Genomic DNA, 23602 nt, shown 5'->3' on the forward strand with positions numbered 1-23602 from the left:
GGGCTTCTCCTAGAGGCTGTTGATGATGTCCGTCGCGGTGTCCTCCGCGTAGTCGAGGTCCGCGACCAGGTTGATGCCGTTCTCACCGGCCTTCGCGACGACCTCGCTGATCTTCTGGACCAGGTCCTCCAGGTCCTTGGTGGCCTGGTCCACCTGCTGGTGGTACTGCTTGCCGATCTCGTCGTCGCCGCCGACCTTCTTGTTGGCGTCGTTGATGTGCTTGACCTCGTCCGAGATCTTGTCGATCAGGGTCTTCAACTCGCCGAACTCCGCGAACCGCCGCTTGAGGTCCTGGGTCTTGGCGAAGACGTTGTCGGAGGAGCTACTCACGGAACTCCTCCTGACGCCCGGCCCGGCGGCGCTGCGACTCGGCGTCCGCCCCGTACCCGGGCCGCATCGAGCGCAGCGGCTCCAGCAGCCGGTCCAGGTCGCTGCCGCCGGTCATCGACATCCGGAGCATCTCGCCGACGCCCTCGAAGCCCTTGATCGCCTGGACGACCTGCTCGCCCATCTTGGCCCGGGCCTCGTTGAGCAGGTCGGTGAGCAGGCTGCCGAGCTGGGCGGGGGCCAGCTCCTGGTAGGCGGTGGTGTGGAAGGTCAGCGCGAGGACCTGGCCCTGGGGGCCGACCTTGGCGGTGACCATCCGGTCCTTGGAGGTGACCGTGGCGGAGGACGCGGCCAGTTCGGCCTGGGCGGCCTCGGCCTTCTCCTTCTGCACCCGCAGGGCCTCCATGGCCTGTTCGAACTCGGCGCTCATCGAGCCGAACAGGCCGTCGGGGCCGAAGGGGTCGGCGGTGGCGGGCATGGTGCTTCCTTTCGCGGTGGCGGGGGTGGCTGGTGGTCAGCGGCCGATGACGCCGCTGACGGCGGTGCTCTCGGTGCCCCAGACCTCTTCGTCCTCGGCCAGCCAGGTGGTGCGCTGGCGGTCCTTCTCCTTCTGGCCGGGCGCGCCGGCACCGGCGCCCGCGCCGGGCGGCATCATCGGCGGCATCCCGCCGGTGGTCGACATGCCCTTGCCGGTGAGCGCGGCCCGTTCCGCCTCGGCGGCCGCCTTGGCCGCCGCGGCCTTCTCCGCCTCGGCGGCGGCCTCCGCGGCCGTCCGGGCCTGGAGGGTGTTCGGATCGCCGCCGGCGGCCAGTGACTTGGCGCTCATTCCGCTGCGGCCGCCGGGCAGCAGGCCGCCGCCGGGCAGGCCCCCGCCGAGACCGCCGAGGCCGCCGGAGGAGTCGCCGAACGACAGGCCCGACGGGTGGTAGCCGCCCGACCCGAAGTCGCTGCCGGGGAGCAGCCCGTCACCGCCCCCGCCGCCGCCGGAGCCGAAACCGCCGCCGAAGCCGGAGTCGAAGGCGTGCCGCTGGTCGGCGAGCAGCTGGGAGACCTCGGAGACCGGTCGGCCGTCCGGCCCGAGCAGGGTGCCGTCGGAGTCGACCCGGGAGCCGGGTTGGACGACCACCGGGTTGCCGTTGCCGTCCAGCACGGGCTTGCCGTCGGGGCCGATCACCCGGCCCTGGTCGTCGACGGTCGAGCCCGGCGGCACCTTCATGTGGTCGCCCGATCCGGCACCGACGCTCGCCCCGTCGGGCGCGGTGATCGGCTTGCCGTCGCGACCGAGGACGGGCCGGCCGTCCGGGCCGATCACCTGGTGGGTGGTCGGGTCGACGTGGCTGCCGGGCGGCACGGTGACGGGGTTGCCGTCGGCGCCGTAGATCTGCTTGCCGTTCTTGTCCAGCAGCGGCACTCCGGACCCGCCGCCGTCCCCGAGCGAGGGCAGGCCGCCGTGGTCCCCGAGCCCGCCGATCCCGCCGGGACCGGTGGTCAGGCCGGGCCCGGGGCCGAGGTCGGTGGAGCCGGGGCCCTTGAGGCCGTCCGAGCCGCCGAGGCCGCCCGGGCCGCCGGTGAGGCTCTTGAAGTTGTCGCTCATCCCCTTGCTCATGTCGCTCAGCGACTTGTTCATGTTGTCGTTCATGGTGCTGAGGTTCTTGCCGAGGTCCGCGAGGGGGTCCGTCTTCGACGGGTCGTCCGTCGGCGGCGGGTTGTACGGCGTCCGCATCGACGGCGTCTTCACGCCCGCCGAGAGGGCCTTGATCGCGGGGACGTACGCCTTGTCGAGGGTGGCCGTGGCCTCCTTCGCGGCCTTGTCGAGGTGGTCGGCGACGTTCTTGAGCCAGATCTCCTTGGCCCGCTGCTCCGCCTTCTTCCAGAAGTCGTCGCCGTTCGGGTCGCCCCAGGCGGTGGTGACCGTGAAGTTCGGGGTGCCGTAGACGGTGATCGTCGGCCCGTCGGAGGTGGAGTTGGTGACCGAGGTCTCGGCGACGGTGACGTGCGCCGAGGACATCCCCTCGATCAGCGAGTCGAAGAGCGGGTTGACCGGCCAGGCGTCGCGGCTGTTGCGGTAGTTGTCCTGGCCGTACCACATGGACAGGACGGCGTTGCCGACGGCGTCGCGGGCGTCCTTGAGGTAGCTGTACACGTGCTTGTCGTGCAGGTCCTTGGCGAGGTCGTCCAGTTCGCCGCCGAACATGGTGAGCATGGTCCTGAACGCCCCGGCCGCGCTGCCCTGCCAGTCGGCGCCGGGGGCGGCGATGTCACCGGCCCAGCCGTTGACCGTCGGCGCCCAGGTCTGGAGCAGCTGCTCGGCGCCCTGGAGCGTCGCGGCGGCGGTGTCGAAGCTCCAGACGCTCATGGTGTCGTTCTCGGCGGGCGAGTGGGCGAGCGGCATCAGGACGTCGTAGCCCTGCTGGACCCACTTCCCGAGGTCGGTCGTCCCGGCCTCGAACTGCGGCCAGTTGAGGTTGCAGCCGATGACGTAGCTCCACTGCCCGCCGTCGGTGCCGGTGAAGTTGTACGACCACCAGCAGTCGTAGCCCTCGTTGCCGCCGGTCTGCTTGAAGTAGTTGAGCGTCTCGCACTTGTGGTTGGCGATCCACTTCACCTTGTCGTCACCGGTGACGGCGGAACGCTGGACGAAGGTGGTCTGGGTGCTGCTCGCGAAGACCGGCAGCACGTCTTCCCAGGTCTTGTCGGCCATGCGGTCACAGCTCCAGGGCGTCGGGGCACGGGGCGGGCCGGAGCTGTGGCCGCCCCGCCCCGTGGGCAGGGGGGGTGACGGCGCGGGCGCCGTCGGAGGGGGTCGGTGCGCGGGACGGAGGGGGTCGGACCCTGAGTCAGGGTCGGACCCTGAGTCGGGGTCAGACCTTGAGTCCGCCGCCGCCGAGGACGTCCTGCACCAGGTACATCATCTGAGCGGCCGAGAGGGCGTCGTCCGCTCCGTTCTTGAGGTCACGCTCGGCCCTCGACAGGTCGTCGATCATCTTCTGCACCTGGTCCTCCAGCGACTTGAACTGGTTCTCCAGGGACTGGCAGTACTTGGCGAAGCTCGACTCGATCTGCTTGACGCTCGGCAGCGCCGTGCCGCCACCGGCCAGCAGGGTGGCGTAGTCGCCGGAGAACTGCCCGCCGCCGATGCCCAGGACGAACTGCTGGAGCGCCACCCGGGTGGGGTGGGTCCGCAGGTCCTGGAGCATCTTGACCAGCTTGGTCTGGGCGAAGTCGAGCAGGTACGAGTCGGTGACCGTGAAGGTGTTGCCGTCGTCCTCCCCGCCCGGCTTCTTCTTCGGGTCGTCGGCCGGCTTCTTCTTCGGATCGTCGTCGGCCGGCTTGTCGTCGGACACCGCGGCTCACCCGGTCCTAGTAGGTGAAGTTGGAGCCGGCGCGCTTGTCCGAGTCCCGGATCAGGCCGTGCACCTCGTCCAGGGCGGCGGCGGCCTTCGCGACGTCGTCGGTCATCGCCGCGTCCGCGCTCGACAGGATGTCGGAGTAGGCCTTGCCGCCGTCGGCGTAGTCACCGTGCAGCTCGTGGCCGAGGCCCTGGGTGAGGAAGGTGCGGGTCTGCTCCATCATCTCGTGCATCATCTGACTCTGCTGGCGCAGCATCGCCGCGGCCTCGTCGATCTGCTGGTGGTGGAGTTCCATCCGGTCGTCTGCCATGGTGCGTTCCCTTCGGTCAGCGGTGGTGGGGTGGTGCGGGCTCGGCCGCCCGCCGGCCCGGTGTCGGCTCAGGCCGGTGTCGGCTCAGGCCGTTATCGGCTCAGGCCGTTATCGGCTCAGGCCGTTGTCAGCTCAGGCCGTTGACGATGGCGTCGCCGGCGCCGAGGCCGGAGACGATCTGGACGGAGTCCTGGCCCGCGCCCTGGATCAGGCCGGAACCGCTGGTGAGCAGGTCGTGGAAGGTCTTGTACTGCTCGCGGACCTTGTCGTACTTGGCCTGCCAGTCCTGCATCTTCTCCACGAAGACGGTGCTCGCGGCCGCCTGGAAGTGCGCGGTGATCTCCTCGACCACCGCGTGGATCTGGCGCTGGGTCTCCTGCATGTGCTGGTCCTGCGCCTCCACGGTGGTCAGCACCTGCTGCACTACCGCCGGATCGTTGAGCATGCTGTTGCCGGCCATGCGTCGTCCCTTCTCGGGGTGCGGGCACCGGTCGTTCGCCGGTGCCTCGGGATGGGGCGTGCGCGGCCCGGCATCTTGAACGGGCGCGCACGGCTGTCGGGTTCAGCCCCCGCAGGGGTTGGTCGGGTTGGTCGGGTTCGCCGCGCCGCCGACGCCCCCGCCGCCGGTGCCCCCACCACCGACCACCCCGCCGGCGGCCAGCGCCGCCGGGTCGAGGCCGGGGCCGGTGGGCAGCAGGCCGAGCAGGCGGTTCGGGACGCCGGCGGGGGCGACCTTGTCGTAGCCGAGCTGCTTGGCCGCGGCGGCGGAGGGCAGCGGGTACTTCACCCCGGCGTCGGTGACCAGGTAGACGGTCGAGCCGGCGCCGGAGCCCGTCACGGCCCGGACCAGGGCGCCGCCACCGGGGCGCACCGCGATCAGGTCGGCGCCGCCGCAGGCCGGGGCGACGCCCGGCTGGGCGGCGGGGGGCCGGCCGTCGGCGGCGTCCGCCAGGGTGAGGGTGACCGCGCTCGGGTCGGCCGTCGGGCCCAGTTCGGCGCACGGCGCCTGACCCTGGCCGACGGCCGTCGGCTGCGGGGGCCGGGCGGGGAGTCCGGTGCCGGCCCAGGCGGCCGCGGTGGTGGCGGGCGCCTGGTGGGCGGCGAGGTCGGCCGGACCGACCGGGCCGGGGGTGACGGCCGCGCCGCCGTAGGCGTCCCGCTGGGTCCGCGGGTCCTCCTGGACAAGCCGGAACAGCGTCTCGCCGAGCGGCACCAGGCCGTCCCCGGCGAGCAGGTAGTGCTCACCGCCGGGCCCGGCGAACAACTGGCCGACCTTGCTGGGCAGGCCCGCGATCGCCGGTCCGGGGGTGCCCCGGCCGGGCAGGTCCGGGGCCTTGAGGTCCGGTCCGACCGGGAGGGCGTCCAGGAAGCCGGCCGTCACGGGGTACGGGGTGGCGGCGGCCCGGCCGAGCGCCCGCAGGCCCCCGTTCGCGGTGTCGATCCTCAACCGGTGCCCGTGCCAGAGCAGTTGGGGGGTACCGTCGGGCCCGGCCGCCAGTACCGACTGGTCGTCGGCGAGCGGGCGCCCGCTGCGGCGCAGGCCGACCGAGAGCGTCAGCTGCGGGAGCATCCGGGTGCCCTGGATGGCCGTGGTGGCGCAGGCCGACCAGTCGGCCGGGCCGAGGTCGCGCACGGCCGGGACGGCGTCGGGGGCGCCGAGGATCCCGACCGCGGGACCGCGCGGGGTGCCGGCCAGCGAGGCGGCGCTGACCTCCGCGAGGCGGAACTGGTCACCGGCGAGCAGCCGGGCGCTGGACTGGTTGAGCACCGGGCGCAGCAGGCCGTCGGCGTACAGGTAGCGGGCACCGCTCTCCTTGACCACCACCAGCGTGCCGGGCTTCTGCCAGGCGGTCGCGCCGCCGGGCCTGACGAGCCCGTAGACGCCCACGCCGACGCCGATCAGCAGCCCGACGGCCAGCCCGACCGTGGCGCCGCGGGTGGTCCGGGCGACGGGTGTGTCGGGGGCGTCGGGTTCGCCGCGCAGCATTCCGGAGGAGACCCGGCTCATCACGAACAGGTGGGCCTGCACCTGGTCGCGTCTGGACTGCATGGGAGGTCTCCCGGGGTCGGTGGTTCGGGTCGAGGGGTGTGCGCGGTCTGCGCTGTCTGCGCGGACTGCGCTGTCTGCGCCGTCTGCGCCGTCTGCGGGCGCTACGGCCGGTCAGCCCGCCACGCCGCGCAGCGCGTGGTAGAAGCCGAGCGTCTGGAGGGCGAGCGGCAGCAGCGCGACGGCCGCGAGCGAGTGCAGCAGGTCGGCGGCGCGGCCCCAGTAGGGCAGCAGTCGGCGGCCGGGCACCGTCCAGGCGACCACCAGCAGGGCCGCGGCGACGGCCAGCAGCCCGGCCAGCAGCGTCAGCCGGTCCTGCGGGTCGCCGCGCAGGCCGAGCCGGCCGGCCAGCAGCACCAGCCCGTACAGGCCGGGCAGGATGACGGCGAGCCGCTGCCGGAGGCTGCCGATCTCGCGGGCGTGCAGCAGGAGCAGCACCGACAGGTCGGCGGCGGTCGCGGCCGGGCCCCAGCCGTCGGCGCCGGCCAGCAGGGTCAGGCAGGCGGCGCAGGCCAGGCCGGTGGCGGTCAGGAAGCCGGTGAGGTAGCCGTCGGCGACGCCGCCGCGGGCGAGCACGGACCCGGCCGGGAAGGGCTCGATGTCCTCCTGGAGCTCCTCGGCGTTGCGCGGCAGCGCGGGCAGCCGCAGCCCGGCGAGCTTGAAGGCGAGTCCGGGCAGGAAGGCGCCGAACAGCACGGCGGCGCAGGCTAGTACGGCGGCGGAGTGCTCCGGCGGCACGTCCTGGACGGCCATCGCCCCGGCGCCCACGGCGACCACCGCGACCAGCAGCGCGGCGAGGAAGAACGGTGCCGAGGCGCCGGCGACGGCGAGGGCCAGGACGGCCGCGCCGGCCCCGGCGGAGCCGCCGGCCAGCAGCCGGTCGGCGGCGCCCAGCCCGGGCAGCAGGGTCGCCGCGGTGACGGCGTACCCGATCCCGGCGGCGCCCAGGGCGGTGCCCGCGCCGGCGTCGCCGACGGTGCGGGCGGCCCCGCCGGCGCCGACCAGCAGCAGCACGGCGGCGGTCGCGGCGGCGGCGCAGCGGGCCGGCCCGGGGCCGGGCAGGAGCAGCAGCGCGATCCCGCCGGCCAGGGCGACCAGGGCGGCGGCCACCGCGAGGTGGTGGGTGAGTGCGGGGCGCCAGGAGTCGGGGCGTTCCAGCATGCCGCTGCGCACCCCGTCGACCAGGTCGTCGAAGTGGACCGGCGGCAGTTCGGCGGTGCGCGGGCGCAGGTGCAGTTCCTCGCCGTCGTGCAGTCCGAGCGCGTCCGGGGTGCGTTCCTCGTCGAGGGGTTCGCCGCCGAGCCGCTGGAGCACCCAGCCGGAGTGTTCGCCGCCGGCCTCCTCGGTGTCGGCCCCGGCGTGTCCGAGGACGGCCGGCATCAGGTCCGCGAGGACCACGTCGGACGGCACGGCCAGTTCGAAGGCCGTCCCGGGCGCGCGGAACCTCAGCCTGCACAGGCCGGCCACGGCTGCACCACTCATGCTCTCCACTCTCCGCTCCACGGGCTTCCGACGACCGTCCGACGACCTTCCGACGGGCTTCACGTGCGCTCCGGCGGAAAGGTTCACGGGCCGGTGAACCGCGGCGGGGGCGCGGCCCGTGCGATGGGTCGACAGATCCACGCGTGTGTGAGGAGAGCCCCGTTGAGCCAGGTCGTGGTCGACCGTCCGCCCCGGCGCTCCGGGCCGGAGATGCCGGACGGGGACATCCAGTTGCAGGAGCCGCCCGGTCTGCCGGAACAGCAGAGCGGGCTGGCGATGATGCTCACCATGGCGCCGATGGCGCTGAGTTCGCTGTCGATGGTGTTCATCTTCCTGAACCCGAACACCGCCAACGGGCCGCTGACGTACGTCGCCATCGGCATGATGGGCCTGTCCGCCGTCGGCATGCTGGTCACCCAGCTGATCCGGGGCGCGAGCGACCGCAAGCGGCAGCTGCGCGGCGAGCGCCGGGACTACCTGCGCTACCTGTCTCAGATCCGCCGGCAGGTCCGCCGGCACACCGTCGAGCAGCAGCGGGCGCTGGCCTGGCGCCACCCCGAGCCGGCCGCGCTGGCCACCATGGTGGGCAGCTCGCGGCTGTGGGAGCGGCGGGCCGGCCACCCCGACTTCGGTGACGTGCGGATCGCGGTGGGCGCCCAGCGCCTCGCGGTGCGGCTGGCGCCGCTGGCCACCAAGCCGGTCGAGGACCTGGAGCCGCTGTGCGCCCACGCGCTGCGGCGGTTCATCCACGCGTACGGCACGCTCCCGGAGCAGCCGATCGCGGTGCACGTGCGCGGCTACGCCCACGTGCTGCTGCGCGGGCCACGGGAGGAGGCCGACGACGGCACCGACGAGGCGGGCGGAGGCACGGGCACCGGCGGACACCCGGCCACCACCGAGGAGGACGGCGCCGACGGCGAGGCCCGACGCGCCCTGGCCCGGGCGGTGGTGGCCCAACTGGCCTTCTTCCACGCCCCCGACGAGCTGCGGATCGCCCTGGTCACCAGCCCGGAACGGCGGGCCGACTGGGACTGGACGAAGTGGCTGCCGCACGCCCTGCACCCGAACGAGACCGACGGCGCCGGCCCGGTGCGGCTGGTCGCCGCCTCGATGGCCGAGCTGGAGCAGCTGCTCGGCAGCGAGTTCGCCGCCCGCGGCCCCTGGGAGCCGGACGTCCAGCCCGGCCGGGAGGAGCCGTACGTCCTGGTCGTGGTCGACGGGGTGGCATTGCCCTCCGGGGGCCGCGCGGCGCTGGCCGGCTACCGCAACGCGACCGTGCTGGACGTGGGCGGCGCCCTGGAGTGGGAGCACGCCAAGCACCGGCTGCGGCTGCGGATCACCGCGGCCGGCGCACTGGAGCTGGTCGGCTCGGACCGCAACCGCCGGGACGCCGTCACCGCGCTCGGCCGCCCCGACGCGCTCGGCCCGGCCGCCGCCCGCCGCTACGCCGCGCAGCTGGCGCGCTACCGCCTCGGCACCGGCTCCGACGGCACCGAGCCGCTGGCCACCGACTTCGACCTGACCTCGCTGCTGGGCGTCAAGGACCTGCACCGGCACGACGTCCGCCGGGCCTGGTCCGAGCGGCCCGCCGAGCAGCGGCTGCGCGTCCCGCTCGGCCTGGGCTCGGACGGCGCCCCGGTGGACCTCGACATCAAGGAGTCCGCCCAGGGCGGCATGGGCCCGCACGGCCTGCTGATCGGCGCGACCGGCTCCGGAAAGTCGGAGCTGCTGCGCACCCTGGTGCTGGCCCTCGCGCTGACCCACTCCTCCGAGACGCTCAACTTCGTGCTGGTCGACTTCAAGGGCGGCGCCACCTTCCTCGGCCTGGACCGCCTGCCGCACACCTCGGCCGTGATCACCAACCTGGCCGACGAGGCCGCCCTGGTGGACCGGATGCGCGACGCCCTGCACGGCGAGCTGATGCGCCGCCAGGAGCTGCTGCGCTCGGCGGGCAACTACACCTCACTGCTGGACTACGAGGCCGCCCGGGCCGCCGGCGTCCGGCTGGACCCGCTGCCGACGCTGTTCGTGGTGGTCGACGAGTTCTCCGAACTGCTCGCCGCACACCGCGACTTCATGGAGCTGTTCATCATGATCGGCCGGCTCGGCCGCTCGCTCGGCGTGCACCTGCTGCTCGCCTCCCAGCGCCTGGACGAGGGCCGGATGCACGCCCTGGAGTCCCACCTGTCCTACCGGATCGGCCTGCGCACCTTCTCGGCGATGGAGAGCCGCGGCGTGCTCGGCGTGCCCGACGCCTACCACCTGCCCTCCCAGCCCGGCAACGGCATCCTGCGCAGCGACATCTCCACCCTGACCCGCTTCAAGGCCGCGTACGTCTCCGGCCCGTACCGTCCGCAGCGGCCGAGCCCGGCCCGGCAGGCCGCGGTGGCCGGCCAGGTCGTCGCGTACGGCACCGAGTACGTCGCGCCGCGCCGGGAGCCGGTGGTCGAGCCGGTGGCGGCGGCCGAGGAGGCGCCCGAAGCGGAAACGACCCACACCCTGCTGGAGCTCGCCGCCGAGCGCCTCACCGACGCCGGCCCGCCCGCCTACCGGGTCTGGCTGCCGCCGCTGGACGTGCCGCCCACCCTGGACGAGCTGCTGCCCCCGCTGGCGCCGCACCCCGAGCACGGCCTGACCACCGAGGGCGGGCCGCGGCGCGGCGCCCTGACCGTGCCGGTCGGCGTGGTGGACCGGCCGTTCCAGCAGCTGCGCGACCTGCTCACCGCCGACCTGTCCGGCGCGGGCGGCCACGTCGGCATCGCCGGCGCCCCGCAGAGCGGCAAGAGCAACCTGCTGCGCACCCTGGTCACCGGCCTGGCGCTGACCCACACCCCGCGCGAAGTGCAGTTCTACTGCCTGGACTTCGGCGGCGGCGGCCTGTCCGCGCTGCGCGGCCTGCCGCACGTCGGCGGGGTCACCGGGCGGCACGACCCGGAGCGGGTGGGCCGCACCGTCGCCGAGATCAACGGCATCATCGCCCGCCGCGAGCAGAGCTTCGCCCGGCTGGGCATCGACTCCGCCGCCGCCTTCCGGCGCCGCCGGGCGGCCGGGGACCCGGAGCTCGCCGACGACCCGCACGGCGACGTCTTCCTCGTCGTCGACGGCTGGAACACCCTGCGCCAGGAGTTCGGCGAACTCGTCCAGGTGCTCGGCCTGATCGCCGGCCGCGGCCTCAACTACGGCGTCCACCTGGTCGTCACCGCGACCCGCTGGGCCGAGGTCACCAGCGCGCTGCGCGACCAGCTCGGCACCAAGTTCGAGCTCCGGCTGGGCGATTCGGTCGACTCCATGATCAACATGCGGGCCGCCGCCACCGTCCCCAAGGTGCCCGGTCGCGGCCTCACCGACGAACAGCTGCACTTCCTCACCGCCCTGCCCCGGATCGACGGCACCGGCGACCCGGACGACCTGGCGGACGGCGTCGCCGACCTCGTCGAAGCCGTCAACGACCACTGGACCGGCCCCCGCGCACCCCAGGTGCGGATGCTGCCGCTGCTGCTGGAACCCGCCGCCCTGCCCGCCCCCGAGGGCCGGCTGCGGATCGCCCTCGGCCTGGAGGACCGGGAGATCTCCCCGCTCTGGCACGACTTCGAGGACTCCCCGCACCTGATGGTGATCGGCGACAGCGAGACCGGCAAGACCAACCTGCTGCGCCACCTGGTCAACGGCATCACCTCGGCCTACACCCCCGCCGAGGCGCGGATCATGCTGATCGACTTCCGGCGCGGCCTGTTCGACCTCGTCCCGGAGGAGTACCGGCTCGGCTACGCCGTCGCCGTCGACGTGCTCAAGCAGATCGTCCAGGGCGCGGCCCGCGCCATGGAGGGCCGCGTCCCCGGGGAGTCCATCACCCCGGCCCAGCTGAAACTGCGCGACTGGTGGACCGGCGCCGAACTGTTCATCCTCGTCGACGACTACGACCTGATCGCGGCCCCGCTCACCGGCCACCCCTTCGCCCCGCTCCTCGACCACCTCGCCCAGGGCACCGAACTCGGCCTGCACCTGATCGTCGCCCGCAGCGCCAACGGCGCCGGCCGGGCCCTGAGCGACCCGCTGCTGCGCCGCCTGCACGAGGTCAACACCCCGGCGGTGCTGCTCTCCTGCCCGCCCAGCGAGGGCGTGCTGTTCGGCAACGTCAAGCCGCGCCAGCTCCCGCCCGGGCGGGCCCTGCACATCACCCGCCGGCGGACGGTGCAGCTCCAGACGCCGCTGGTGCCCGAGCCGGCGGAGGGGGCGGAGGGGGTGCGGAAGGAGTGACGGCGCGGGTGCCGGCGCGGGTGCCGGACCCGGGAGCGGCGCCGGTGAACCGAAGGCCGTACCCGCGCCGTACAGCCTGCCGGGGCGCCGCCCGTACGGGTCCCGACGACCGAACAGGGAGGCGTACGCCGATGGTTGAGGTGGGGCCCCGCCCGTCCACCGCCCGGGCCGTGCTGCCCACGGCCCGGGAACCGCGATGAGCGCGGCGCGCCCCGGCGGCGGGGCGGGGACGGCGGCCGGAACGGCGGGGACGGCAGCCGAGCCGGGCGCCGGTTCGGCGCTGCGCCGCCGGTTCGGCCGCCGCTCCGCCGCACCCGCGCCGGCCACTCCGACCGCGACGGCCACGACGCCGCCCGCGCCCCGCACGCCCTCCCGCTCCGTGCTCCGCCCCTTCGGCCCGCACTACGTGATCGCCCCGCGCGAGGTCAGCGACGCCGAACTGTCGGCCGCGATGGGCAGCCTGCGGCCGGTGCCGAACGCCCTCGTCGTGGTCGCCGCGGCGGCCGACGCCGCCCCGGTGCTGCGCGAGCAGATGGCCGAACTCGGGCTGATCGCCCGCACCCGCGGCGCCGGCAGCCTGATCCTGGCGGCCTCCGGCCTCGCCGCCCTCGGGCCCGGCGGCCGACGGCCCGCCGAGGTGGTGGCCGACAAGGCCGGCATCCCGGTGGTCGCTCCGGACGGCCTGGTCGCCATCCAGCCCGACGGCACCCTCAAGGTCACCGCGCCCGCCGGTTCCGCCGAACCCGCGACCTGGTGGCACTGCCCGCCCGGGGGCCGGCCCCGCCGGCTGCGCGAGACGGTCGAGGCGACCGGCCCCGTCCCGTCGGTCCCACCCGGGCCCTCCGGTCCCGGCCTGCCGCCGCCCGCCGTCCCGCCCCGGACCGTCGCCACGCCCGGGCCGACCGTTCTGCCCGCCTCCGTCGCCGTCCACCGGCTGGCCACCGGCTACTGGCTCAGCCACGTCACGGCCCGCCCCGAACCCGCGATGCCGTTCCTGCGACAGCTCGCCACCCCGCCCGGCACCACCCCGCTGGTGGTCGGCACCCCCGCCCAACCCGTCCTCGCCCCCGAGGAGTTCGCCGACGCGGCGCTCTCCCTGCCGACCGGCCCGGACCAGCTCCTGGTCACCGCCCCCTGGGCCGACCCGGGCACCCTCGCCGCCCTCTCCGGCACCCTCGCCGAACGGCTCGGCCGCCCCGTCCACGCCTCGATCGGCCTCCCCGTGGCCCACCAGGGCGTCCACACCACCCGGATGCTCGACCACCACGGCGCCACCACCTGGGAGCCGTACCTGATCCGGCTCACCTCCACCAACCGGCACGACACCGTCGGCGCCGCCTGGCGCAACGGCGGCGCCGCCTGGCGCACGGTCGGGCCCGGCGTGTTCGAGGCCTTCCCGTTCTGGTGCCTGGAGGCCGTCCCCGCCGGGCTCTGGCTGCGCCCCGAACCGCCGTACGCCTGGGCGCCCCGGCTGCTGCGGCCCGATCCGGCCCGTCCGCTGCTCGTGGTCGGCGAGCGGGCCCGGCTGATCCCGCACGACGCCTGGGAGCAACTGGCCGCACTACTGGACCAGTTGCCCGCCCCCGGGGTGCGGGGGTTCGGGCTGCTGCTGCACGGGCTGGTCGACGCGGCCTCCGAGAGCAGCGCCCGCTTCTTCGCCCGGATGCACGGACTGGTCTGGCTCAACCCTCCTGCCCGGGCCGGGCTCTCCGGCCCGGCGCCGGTCCCGGTCCCGGCCTCGCCCACGGCCTACGCGGTGGGCGGCGGCCTCGGCCTGCCGTCCGCGCCCGCCACCCTGCCGACGGGCGCGGGCACGGAGTCCGTCGCCGTACCGTCACTTCCCACGGCCGCCGACCCTGTCCTGCTCCCGCCGACGGCACCACCGGCCGGGCTCGCCATCAGCAGCGGCGGGGCCGCACCGGCGGGCGTGCCGGCCGCACCCCAACCGCCCACCGCCGAAGGCCCGTTCGCCGCCGAGGCGACGGCCACGGCGGCGGTCGGCGCTCCCGTGCTCGGACGCCCGGCCGAGCGGCCCACCGCTGCGGCGGAGCCCGCGCCACCGGTGACCGCTGAACCAGCCGTCGCCGCACCGGAGTCCACCCCGGAACCCGAGCGGCCCGTCGAGGGCGAGACTGCCGAGGGTGAGACCGCCGAAGCCACACCCCTCGCCTTCGCCCTCGCCGCACGCTACTTCGGCGCCTCCGACGCCCTGCCACTCGCCCCGGTGAGCAGCTCCGCCGACCGGGACGCCTTCCGCACCCTGCTCGGCGAGCACTACCACCGCGGCGCCGGACGCGTCGAACCCGCCGTCACCCGGCTGCCGGGCCTGCGCTCGACCGGCCGGGACGACCTCAAGCCCGACCTGGTCGCCGTCCTGCTGCACCACGAGGGCACCGACGTGCCCGCCGCCCGGGAGGCGGTGGTCGCCGCGGCGCGCGGCGGCACCCCCGGCCCGCTCGCGCCGTACCTGGCCTGCCTGGCCTCCGGCCTGCGCCGCCTGCCGAGCCATCACGGCGCGGTGCTGCTGGGTACGGACCTCCCGCCGGAGGTGCTGGAGGCGTACCCGCCCGGCCTCGCCCTGGTCGAGCCGGCACCGGTCACCGGCCTCTCCTCCCCGGCGGCCGACCTGGGCAGCGCCGTCGAGTTCGTCGTCTGGTCGACGACGGGGCGCCGGACGGCCGTGTTCGGCGCGGACGGCGAGGTGCCCCAGGTCACCTTCGCCCCGGGCACCGGCTTCGTCGTGGTCGGGACCGTCCCCGGCGACGGCGCCGCCCGGCCCGCCCGGGTGCTGCTGCGCGAGACCGGCGGCCCGACCACGCCGGACGCCGACCGCGACCGCAGCGCCCGGGACCGGCTCCGGGCCTGGCTGGAGCGCCGCGACAAGGTGGCGCCCGCCGACCGCCGGGCGGTCGGCCGCCCGGAGCGCTTCCGGCTGACCCCCGGCGCGGCCCTGCCCGTACCGGGGCCCGCCGCCGGACTCCCCCCCGTCCCCGAACTCCCCTCCGTCCCCGAAATCCCTTCCGTCCAGGCCGATCCCGACCCCGAGCCGGCCGCCGAGGCCTGACCGGACGACGGACGGCCCCTCCCCACTCGACCCCGGAGCACGCATGCCGCCCGCCCACGCCCGCACGTCCCGGCCGAAGGCCCTGCACATCGCCACAGCCGCCGTGCTGATCACCGCCGTCACCGCGACCGCGGCCAGCGCCCGCCCGCACCGCACCACCCAGCCGCAGCCCGGCGCCACCGCCACCCCGGGAGCCACCTCCTCCCCCGGCCCGGCGGCCGGGCTGAACGACCCGCACCTCAAGGACATCGCCCAGCAACTGGTGTCCAGCGCCGAGAACTCCTCGCTGAACTGGAAGGCCCAGTTCGCCTACCTGGAGGACATCAAGGACGGCCGCGGCTACACCGGCGGCATCATCGGCTTCTGCTCGGGCACCGGCGACATGCTCGACCTGGTGAAGCACTACGGGCAGCTCAAGCCCGGCAACCCGCTCGGCACGTACCTGCCGGCGCTGCAGAAGGTCAACGGCTCCGCCTCGCACGCCGGCCTCGACCCCGACTTCGCCGGAGCCTGGAAGAAGGCCGCCCAGGACCCCGCCTTCCAGCAGGCCCAGACCGACGAGCGGGACCGCGTCTACTTCAACCCGGCCGTCATGCAGGCGCAGACCGACGGGCTGCGCGCCCTCGGCCAGTTCATCTACTACGACGCCATCGTGATGCACGGCCCCGGCGACGAGCCGGTCAGCTTCGGCGGCATCCGCGCCGCGGCGATGCGCAAGGCGCGGACCCCCGCCCAGGGCGGCGACGAGAAGACCTACCTGGCCGCCTTCCTGGACGCCCGCCGGGCCGCCATGAAGACCGAGGCCGCCCACGAGGAGACCGACCGGGTGGACACCGAGCAGGAGGTGTTCCTGCGCGCGGGCAACCTGGACCTGCGGACCCCGCTGGTGTGGAAGGTCTACGGCGAGTCGTACCGCATCGACAACTGACCGCGCCACCACGCACGAAAGGGCGGCCGCTCACGCGGCCGCCCCTCCCCGTTCACGCCCTTGCGGTCACCAACCGGCCCTGCCCGCGGTGGACTTGCTGTCCACCGCCTCGACCTGGGGGCCGGAACTGGTCCGGATCAGCGGTGTTCCCGCCGGGGTGATCGCCTCCCGCACCGTCCGTACCGGTCGCGCCACGGGCTCCTCGGCCCCGAACGCGTCCAGCCGCAGCACCAGGTTGTGCGGCAGGCCCGGCCGCGGCCGCCCCGGCCAGTAGCAGTCCGTCGCCCGGACCTCCCGGCTGCGGCGGCCGCCCGTACCGGTCACCGGCCCGGGCACCACCTCGACGTCCGGCCGCCATCCGCGCCCCGGCCACAGGTGCTCCAGGCGCAGCTCCCAGGTGTCGGCGTCGACGACCAGGGACTCCCCCACCGCACCGGCCAGCACCAGGACCCCGTACGGGGTGCGGACCACCGCCCGTTGCTCGAAGTCGGCGTCCTTGCCGACCACCGTGATCCGCCACGCTCCGTCGACGAACATCCGTCGGACCGTCAGGCCTTGCGGCGGGCGGCGACCCGGCGCGCCGCCACGACGATCCCGGCACCGGCGACCAGGGTCGCGGCACCGGCCACCGCGAGGCCGGTGTTGCCGCCGCCACCGGTCTGCGCGAGCGCCGGCGCGGCGGAGGCAGAGGCGGAGGCACTCGCCGAGGGCGAGGCGCTGGGGTGCGCGGCGGGCGAGGACGGGCTCCCGCTCGGGGTCGGCGTCGCCGTCCGACTGGCGGTCGGCGTCGGCGTCCCAGGCTTGGTCAGGGTCGGGGTCGGCGTCGGGGTGCCCGTCGGCGTCGCGGACGGGCACAGCGGCACGTCGGCGATCTGCTGGTCGATGTGGGTGTCCGCCAGGGTGTAGCGCCACCGGTCGCCGTGGCCCGAGTAGCCGACCGTCACCTTGGTGGTGCCGTGCCCGGCGATGGTGCCGTGGTGCTCCTCGGTGCCGCCGATCAGGCTGAGCGTGTAGTCGCCCGCGTCCTGGTAGTTGTTGCCGAGGACGACCTCGACGTGACCGGCGTCCGTCCGGCAGCCGACCGTCAGCGAGGCGTCGCTGGGGTGCCAGGCGAAGGCCTGCCCGGTCCCGGCCAGGGCCAGGGCGGCGACCGCACCACCGGTGACCGCGGCAGCGCGGCGTACGTGCTTCATCTGTGCTTCTCCTCGGAGGGTTCAGGGCGTTCGTGGGGGCCACGAGGGCCACCCCGGCCGCGCCGTCCGTGGGAATCGGCGGGCACCCGGGGCAGCACCGGGCGGCCCCGACGGGCCGCCACCGTCAAGTACGGCCCACCCCCGCCCGGGGGTTCATCCCCGCACGCACCACCGCACCGAACCGCTCAGAACCACCAGCCGGCGAAGGTGACCATGCCCAGCACCGCGAAGGCCCCCAGCAGCAGGCCGACGAGGCCGATGCCGAGGCAGAACCACGGCCCGCTGTCGTCGTCGGACGCGTTCGGCCGGTAGGGGTCGGACACCTGGCCCCACTGGACCGGGCGGCCTTCCTCCGCGGAGGCCGCGGCACGCAGTTCGGCCAGCCGGGCGCGGGCGGTCTCGGTCGACGCGGTGCGCTCGGAGGTACGCCAGGCGAGCGCCCGCATCCGGCGCCGCGGATCGGCGTAACGGCCCTCGAAGGCCGCGGTCTCGGCCTCGTCCCGCTCCTCCTCCAGGTAGGCCCAGCGGCCCGCCTCGACCGGCTCCCCGTACAGCCGGTAGACCTCGGCCAGCCGGCGCCGGACCGTGAGGTCCGCCGGGTAGCGGCCCACCAGGCTGCGCAGGCGTTGGCGGGCGACGGGTATCCGGCCGGCGCGGAGGTCCGCGTCGACCTTCGCGAGGGTGGTCTCAACTGTCACCGGAGCATCGTGATCGACGAAGAAGCGCTGGTCAAACGGGTTTCGACGGGTCGGTCACCAGGGCAGCGGGCCCTCGGCGTCGCGGTAGGTGCCGGTGGGGCCGTCCGGGGTCAGGCAGGCCATCCGGACGATGATCTCGGCGCCCTGTTCGACGGTCTGGATGCCGGTGTTGCCGTTGAGGTCCGTCCTGGTGAAGCCGGGCTCGACGGCGTTGATGCGCATGTGCGGGAACGCCTTGGCGTACTGCACGGTGATCATGTTGACGGCGGCCTTGGAGGCCGGGTAGGCGACGCCGGGGTACGCGTAGCTGGGGGTGCCCGCGGTGGTGACGCGGGTGAGCGAGGCCAGGCCGCTGCTCAGGTTGACGACGACGGGGGCGGCGGAGCGCTGCAGCAGCGGGAGGAACGCGTGGAGGACGCGTACCGTGCCGAAGACGTTGGTCTCGAACGTGCTCCGCATCAGGTCGGCGGTGACGTCCGCGGCACCGATGACGCCGTTGTCCGCGTCCCGCTCCTCCACCCCGGCGTTGTTGACCAGCACGTCCAGGCCGCCGTCGGCCTCGATGCTCCTCGCCGCCGCGGCGACCGAGGCGTCGTCGGTGATGTCGATGACGACCGGCCGCGCGCCCAGCCGCTCGGCGGCGCGACGCCCGCGCTCGGGGTCCCGGCTGCCGATGTACACGGTGTGGCCTGCGGCGACGAGTTGACGGGCGGTCTCGAAGCCGAGGCCCTTGTTCGCTCCGGTGATCAGTGTGGTGGTCATGCCTCCACGATGCTGCGCGGCGAAGCCGTCAGCCAGGCGTCCGGTCTTCCTGGGACTACCGGTACCAGGCACCTGCGGGTGGGACGGTGCACAGTGGTGGCATGGCGACCACGGAGTTCGGGCGGACGGTGCGGCGCCGGCGCGACCGGGTCCCGCCGGAGGCGGCCGGCCTACCGGCGGGCGGCCATCGGCGCGCGGCCGGACTGCGCCGGGAGGAGCTGGCGCTGCTGGCCGGGATCTCGGTCGACTACGTCACCCGCCTCGAACAGGGCCGGGCGGCCAACCCGTCGGAGCAGGTCGTCGAGGCGCTGGGGCGGGCGCTGCGACTGAACGCGGAGGAGCGTGAGCACCTGTTCCGGGTCGCCGGGCTGGTGGCGCCGGGACGCGGCACGGTGCCCGCCTACATCACGCCCAGCGTGCAACGGATGCTGGACCGGCTGACCGGCACACCCGTTGCCGTCCACGACGCGGCGTGGACGCTGCTGCTGGCCAATCCGCTCTACACCGCGCTGATGGGTGAACGGCACGGCAGGGAGCGCAACGGGGCGTGGCGGAACTTCCTCGGCTCGGGCGGCCGGGTCCGCCACACCCCGGAGTCCCGGCGGGCGTTGGAGACCGCCGTCGTCTCCGACCTGCGGGCGACGGCGAGCCGCTACCCGGCGGACCAGCGGCTGCGGCGCCTGATCGCCGACCTGCGCGGCACCAGCGAGCGGTTCGCCGAGCTGTGGGACTCCGGCGCGGTGGGGCACCAGGAGGCCTCGCGCAAGACCGTCGACCACCCGGAGGTGGGACCGCTGACGCTGGACTGCGACGTGCTCAGCGTCGCGGGCAGCGACCTGCGGATCATGGTCTACACCGCCGAACCCGGCACCGAGGACGCCGAACGGCTGGCCCTGCTGGCGGTGATCGGCACCCAGGCACTGACAGGCCGCCCCAGCACCGGCGTCGGCGTCGGCGTCGGCACACGCACCGGCACCGGCACCGGCACCGGCACCGGCACCGATTCGTGACGTGCCCCTGCCTAGTTCGTTCGCGCCCCGGTGTGGTGGGATGTGCTCGAAGGGTGACGAACGCAGGTGGGGGTGCGTGGTGCGGAGCGGACGACTGCTGGGGCTGGACGGGGACGCGGCGAATCTGGTTGCCGTGGGGCTGGTCCGGCTGGGGACCGAGGAATGGCTGGGGGCGACGGGCGGGGCGCCCGCCTGGGTGGGCGGGCTGCGCGCGGCCTCCTTCGCGGACGCCTGGCTGTCCTTCGGCGACACGGCCGTCCCCGGGCTGCGGGTGCCGGCCTCGGCGGTGGTGCCCGCCGTCGTCGAGCAGGCCGCCGAGCTGCTGCTGCGCTCCTGCGGGGACGACGCGGCGACGGCGCTCGGCTGGCTGGGCCAGCGGTCGGCCGAGGCCCGCGAGGAGGCCCAGCGGGAGGACCAGACCCACCCCGCCGAGCCCTGCGCGCTGACCCTGGTGTGGCACGGCGTCCAGGCACTCACCGCCGAGGACGGACCGGCCCACCGCCTCCGCGCGCAGGAACGGGCCGAGGCCTACGTCCGGGAGCGCCACCGCCGCCAGGACACCCTGGCGCTGGTGCTGTGCTGCGCCCGGATCGCCGCGGCCGCACTGGTGGAGCTCAGCGAGGGCGACCCGGCCCGGGTCGACGGCTGGCTGGAGCAGGACGCCGCCCGCGCGATGCCCCTCGCCGCCCCCGTCCCCCTCTGGGTACCGGGCCGCCCCTGACGGCCGGCCCCTGGCCCCGGCGGGCCGGGGAGCCGCCTCGGCCCCTGCTCGAAAGGGTTCAGGCGCTCGGCAGCAGGAGCCGTGACAGCCCGTACTGGGACCGGCTGTCGAAGGAGTCCGCGACCATGAGGTGATGCGCCGGCAGGAACGGCCCTCCCGGCTCAGTCCCCGGTCACCTCGACGCCGGGGCCTGGCCTGCCAGCCAGGCCCGCCAGACACGACGTGTGTTCGGCAGGTCGGGGCGGTCCAGGAGCCAGCGCACGTACCCTGCCTGGCAGCGGGCCCACGGGCTGTCGGAATCGACCGCGCGGTCGAGCCTGCCACGCAGGTCGGCGCTGTCGACGGCCCGGGCGACCCGCACGTACTCGCGGTCCTTGCAGCGGTACGCGCGGTGGACGACGATCTCGACCAAGTCGGTGAGCTTCGCCCTGATCGCCTCCGGATGGTGGGCCAGGGCCAGGTCCCGGAGAAGACTCTGCTTCGTACCCCACGCCTTCGCATGGCGGGTCCACTCCTGCGGATATCTCGCTTCCCACTCCAGGAAGAGCAACGCGTAGGGCAGCCCGGGCCAATGCGCCAGATCCCCGCTCGCGGGGCGACCCCACAGCCCGTCAGGCAGCGAACGTCCCTGCGCTCGGCCATACCTCCGGCGCGCCTCGCGGAAGGCCGGCTCCTGGTACTGCTCCTCCGCCCCCAGGGGCATCGTCAGCCGCCACAGCTCATTGCACCGATCGAGCGCGTCCTCGACCTGCCTCTGTGCCTCAGCCAGTTGGTCAAGCGCTGCACTTCTCACCGCCGGATCATCCGCTATCAGTCCGAACGCCCAGCCCAGCCGCTCGCCCCAGGCACAAGCGTCGTCCGCACCTGGACCACCTACCTCTTCCGTCACGCAGGGGATCATCCCCCAGCACCGTCCGCTCGCTCCACTCGATAGTGCGCGGCGGGCCGGTCCCCGTCCGCAGTGGACGGGGACCGGCCCGGTTGTGCGGGGAGCATCGCGGGAACGGGGTCGGGCTCCGCCGGCGGAACCCGTCGGGGCAGCGGTCAGCGCGGCCCGGGGTCGCTGATGCCGGGGCGGCCGTTCTCCAGGTGCCCGGCCCAGCGGCGCCGGTAGGCCGGCCCGTCCGTGGCGGCGACGGCGACGTCGTACCAGCGGTTCTCGTCGCGCAGTTCGAAGGTGAACCGGACGTCGTCGCCGGGCCGCAGGGTGCGGCCTTGCTTGGCGCCCTTGGCGTACGCGTTCTCGGCGGTGACGGTGCGGGTGGTGTCCCCGTGGTTGGACACCGTCACCCGCACCTTGTTCTTGCCGGGTTCGAAGCGGGCGACCAGGCCGCCCACCGTCTTGCCCTCGAACTCCTGCACCGAGCCGTTCGGCCCGTGGGCGACGAGGTGGTAGCCGCCGTCGACCAGCGGCCAGTGGTCCTCGAAGCTGTCACCGGCCGAGATGGTGTAGCGGCGGGGGGCGGCCGTCGGCGCCGTCCGGTCGTAGACGTAGAGCCAGGCCCCGGCAGCGCCCCGGTTGTTCAGGTTGAGCTGGAACACCGTCGCGTCGTCGGTCTCGTCCTCGTTGACCCGCAGGTCGTACGGGAGGGCGCGGGCCGGGCGGGTGCCCGGCTCCTGGGTGGGCATCCGCTGGGGCAGCGGCACCTGGTACGGCTTGCCCTGGGAGGCGATCGGCGCGGGCACGGGTATCGAGATCTTCCCCCGGTCGGCACCGGAGAAGTCGAGCGCCGAGGTGAGGTCACCGCAGACGGCCCGGCGCCAGCCGCTGATGTTGGGCTCCTCGATGCCGAAGCGGGCCTCCAGGAACCGCAGCACCGAGGTGTGGTCGAAGGTCTCCGAACAGACCCAACCTCCGCGCGACCAGGGGGAGATGACAAGTAGCGGCACACGCGGGCCCAGCCCGATCGGCTGCAGCCCGCCGCGGTCGGCGCCGGGCACCAGCGGGCTCATCTCGCCCGGGTACTTGGCGAGGTCGAGCAGTTCGTCGCCGAGGCTCGCTTCCAGGTCGGTGGAGACCATGCCCTGACCGCCCGGCCGGCTGACGACCGGCGGCATCGGCGGCACGACGTGGTCGAACAGGCCATCGTTCTCGTCGTAGTTGATGAGGAAGACGGTCCGGCCCCAGACCTCGGGGTTGGAGGTGAGCGCGTCCAGCACCAGGTTGATGTAGTACGCGCCGTCGGTGGGGGTGGCGGAGGGGTGCTCGCTGTACAGGTACGGCGGGACGATCCAGGAGACCTGCGGCAGCCGGCCGTTCTGGACGTCGGCCCGGAACTCCTTGAGCGTGTGGTCGGTCGCGCCCTTCTCCACCAGCGGACCGGAGGCGCCCTCGGCGACCTGGTAGCGCTCGAAGAACATCAGCGAGTTGTCGGTGTAGTTGTCCGTCGGGGTGCCCGGCTCACCGGAGCCGCCCTGGTACAGCTTCCAGCTGACCCCGGCCTGCTCAAGCCTCTCGGGGTACGTCGTCCAGGTGTAGCCGTTCTTGCCGTTGCGCTCCTCCAGACCGGGCCCGTTGGGCTTGCGGCCGTAGGCGTTGCGCGGGTCGCTGGTGCCGGTCCACAGATAGATGCGGTTGGGCGCGGTGTCGGCGTGGACGGAGCAGAAGTACGAGTCGCAGACGGTGAACGCGTCGGCGAGGGCGAAGTGGTACTGGAGGTCCTGACGCTTGAGGTGCCCCATCGTCATGACGTCCTGCTTCTGGTTCACCCACTGGTCGTGGCGCCCTTCGTTCCAGGCGAGGTGACCGCTGCTCCACCCGTGGTCCGTCCCGGCCTGGTGCTCGGTGGTGTTCCTCGGGTCGATGTACCAGGGCAGCACCTCCTTCTCGGAGGCCGGCAGGCCGCGGTCGTGGTAGCGCCCGGTCTTCACCGCGGCGGCGGGCTGGTGCCAGTTCGGCCGGCCGTCGGGCAGGGCCGTGGGACGCGGGTCGTCGAACCCGCGCACGCCGCGGAGGGTGCCGAAGTAGTGGTCGAAGGAACGGTTCTCCTGCATCAGGATGACGACGTGTTCGACGTCCTTGATCGAGCGGGTCCGGCTGATCGCGGGCAGGGCCAGCGCCTTGCCGACCGCGGGCGGCAAGGCGCCGAAGCCCGCGGCAGCGGCGGACGCGCCGCCCAGCTGGAGGAAACGGCGCCTGTCGATGGAGGCCACGTGATGTCCTTCCCAGTCGTGCCATGCATGGGTGTTCCGAGAAGGCTCGAACATAGGGCAGTGCACACCGGCCGTACACAGTGCGACGGCGAACGCCACGTGAGCTTTCGGCCAACTGTTGTCCAGTCAACTTCCCGCCGCGGCGGCCCACTCCGTTTCCCGCCGCACACCGGCCGTCCGGAAACGCGAAAAGGCCCCGCCGGGTTCACCCGGCAGGGCCTTTTCTGAATGATTGTTCGGCGGCGTCCTACTCTCCCACAGGGTCCCCCCTGCAGTACCATCGGCGCTGTGAGGCTTAGC

19 protein-coding genes are annotated in these 23602 nt (G+C 74.4%); 5 read left to right on the forward strand and 14 right to left on the reverse strand.

Features of this window, described 5'->3' with window-relative positions; translation table 11 throughout:
* Positions 1-9: 9 nt before the first annotated feature.
* The 8 genes from ACFV8H_RS30330 to eccD all read right to left on the reverse strand — a co-directional run bounded on the left by ACFV8H_RS30330 (position 10) and on the right by eccD (position 7516).
* Positions 10-330 (reverse strand): hypothetical protein, encoded by a 321-nt coding sequence (locus ACFV8H_RS30330; RefSeq protein WP_375884073.1) that lies wholly within the window; start codon positions 328-330, stop codon positions 10-12.
* On the reverse strand, positions 323-805 hold the full coding sequence (locus ACFV8H_RS30335) for a YbaB/EbfC family nucleoid-associated protein (RefSeq protein WP_380406376.1): 483 nt from the start codon (positions 803-805) through the stop codon (positions 323-325). The genes ACFV8H_RS30330 and ACFV8H_RS30335 overlap by 8 nt, the downstream gene beginning before the upstream one ends.
* A gap of 36 nt (positions 806-841) precedes the next feature.
* Entirely contained in the window at positions 842-3028 is a 2187-nt protein-coding gene (locus ACFV8H_RS30340; RefSeq protein WP_380406379.1) for a hypothetical protein, read from the reverse strand.
* 160 nt (positions 3029-3188) lie between these two features.
* On the reverse strand, positions 3189-3671 hold the full coding sequence (locus ACFV8H_RS30345; RefSeq protein WP_380406382.1) for a hypothetical protein: 483 nt from the start codon (positions 3669-3671) through the stop codon (positions 3189-3191).
* Positions 3672-3687: 16 nt separating this feature from the next.
* Entirely contained in the window at positions 3688-3987 is a 300-nt protein-coding gene (locus ACFV8H_RS30350; RefSeq protein WP_375884065.1) for a hypothetical protein, read from the reverse strand.
* Between the two features lie 127 nt (positions 3988-4114).
* Positions 4115-4447: a WXG100 family type VII secretion target gene (locus ACFV8H_RS30355; RefSeq protein WP_375884064.1), complete on the reverse strand. Its 333-nt coding sequence runs from the start codon at positions 4445-4447 to the stop codon at positions 4115-4117.
* 102 nt (positions 4448-4549) lie between these two features.
* Positions 4550-6037 carry a type VII secretion protein EccB gene (gene eccB / locus ACFV8H_RS30360; RefSeq protein ID WP_380406385.1) on the reverse strand — a complete coding sequence of 496 codons (1488 nt, stop codon included), beginning with the start codon at positions 6035-6037 and terminating at the stop codon, positions 4550-4552.
* Positions 6038-6148: 111 nt separating this feature from the next.
* On the reverse strand, positions 6149-7516 hold the full coding sequence (gene eccD, locus ACFV8H_RS30365) for a type VII secretion integral membrane protein EccD (protein ID WP_380406388.1): 1368 nt from the start codon (positions 7514-7516) through the stop codon (positions 6149-6151).
* Between the two features lie 210 nt (positions 7517-7726).
* Between eccD and eccCa the strand changes: the two genes are divergently transcribed.
* The 3 genes from eccCa (at position 7727) to ACFV8H_RS30380 (ending at position 15765) form a co-directional block, all read left to right on the forward strand.
* Complete coding sequence (gene eccCa / locus ACFV8H_RS30370; protein WP_380406414.1) at positions 7727-11773, forward strand: type VII secretion protein EccCa; 4047 nt, start codon at positions 7727-7729, stop codon at positions 11771-11773.
* Between the two features lie 196 nt (positions 11774-11969).
* Complete coding sequence (locus ACFV8H_RS30375; protein WP_380406390.1) at positions 11970-14837, forward strand: hypothetical protein; 2868 nt, start codon at positions 11970-11972, stop codon at positions 14835-14837.
* Positions 14838-14880: 43 nt separating this feature from the next.
* Complete coding sequence (locus ACFV8H_RS30380) at positions 14881-15765, forward strand: chitosanase (protein WP_380406393.1); 885 nt, start codon at positions 14881-14883, stop codon at positions 15763-15765.
* A gap of 66 nt (positions 15766-15831) precedes the next feature.
* Here ACFV8H_RS30380 and ACFV8H_RS30385 read toward each other — a convergent pair whose 3' ends face one another.
* The 4 genes from ACFV8H_RS30385 to ACFV8H_RS30400 all read right to left on the reverse strand — a co-directional run bounded on the left by ACFV8H_RS30385 (position 15832) and on the right by ACFV8H_RS30400 (position 18418).
* Positions 15832-16302: a hypothetical protein gene (locus tag ACFV8H_RS30385; RefSeq protein WP_380406396.1), complete on the reverse strand. Its 471-nt coding sequence runs from the start codon at positions 16300-16302 to the stop codon at positions 15832-15834.
* 11 nt (positions 16303-16313) lie between these two features.
* Positions 16314-16958, reverse strand: a complete 645-nt coding sequence (locus tag ACFV8H_RS30390) for an LPXTG cell wall anchor domain-containing protein (RefSeq protein ID WP_380406399.1) — start codon at positions 16956-16958, stop codon at positions 16314-16316.
* A 185-nt stretch (positions 16959-17143) separates the two neighbouring features.
* Positions 17144-17656, reverse strand: a complete 513-nt coding sequence (locus ACFV8H_RS30395) for a DUF6584 family protein (RefSeq protein ID WP_375884050.1) — start codon at positions 17654-17656, stop codon at positions 17144-17146.
* A gap of 54 nt (positions 17657-17710) precedes the next feature.
* On the reverse strand, positions 17711-18418 hold the full coding sequence (locus ACFV8H_RS30400; protein WP_380406401.1) for an SDR family NAD(P)-dependent oxidoreductase: 708 nt from the start codon (positions 18416-18418) through the stop codon (positions 17711-17713).
* Between the two features lie 101 nt (positions 18419-18519).
* Between ACFV8H_RS30400 and ACFV8H_RS30405 the strand changes: the two genes are divergently transcribed.
* Positions 18520-19428: a helix-turn-helix transcriptional regulator gene (locus tag ACFV8H_RS30405; protein WP_380406404.1), complete on the forward strand. Its 909-nt coding sequence runs from the start codon at positions 18520-18522 to the stop codon at positions 19426-19428.
* Positions 19429-19504: 76 nt separating this feature from the next.
* Positions 19505-20149 carry a hypothetical protein gene (locus ACFV8H_RS30410; RefSeq protein WP_380406406.1) on the forward strand — a complete coding sequence of 215 codons (645 nt, stop codon included), beginning with the start codon at positions 19505-19507 and terminating at the stop codon, positions 20147-20149.
* A 172-nt stretch (positions 20150-20321) separates the two neighbouring features.
* On the opposite strand, the gene ACFV8H_RS30415 is transcribed toward ACFV8H_RS30410, so the two are convergent.
* Together ACFV8H_RS30415 and ACFV8H_RS30420 are read right to left on the reverse strand one after the other, a co-directional pair.
* On the reverse strand, positions 20322-21038 hold the full coding sequence (locus tag ACFV8H_RS30415) for a hypothetical protein (protein WP_380406409.1): 717 nt from the start codon (positions 21036-21038) through the stop codon (positions 20322-20324).
* 155 nt (positions 21039-21193) lie between these two features.
* A complete protein-coding gene (locus ACFV8H_RS30420) occupies positions 21194-23302 on the reverse strand; it encodes a phosphocholine-specific phospholipase C (RefSeq protein WP_380406411.1) in 2109 nt (702 codons plus the stop codon).
* Positions 23303-23602 lie beyond the last annotated feature (300 nt).

Origin of the sequence: Kitasatospora sp. NPDC059827 (genome assembly GCF_042731675.1) — a bacterium.
Lineage (GTDB): Bacteria > Actinomycetota > Actinomycetes > Streptomycetales > Streptomycetaceae > Kitasatospora.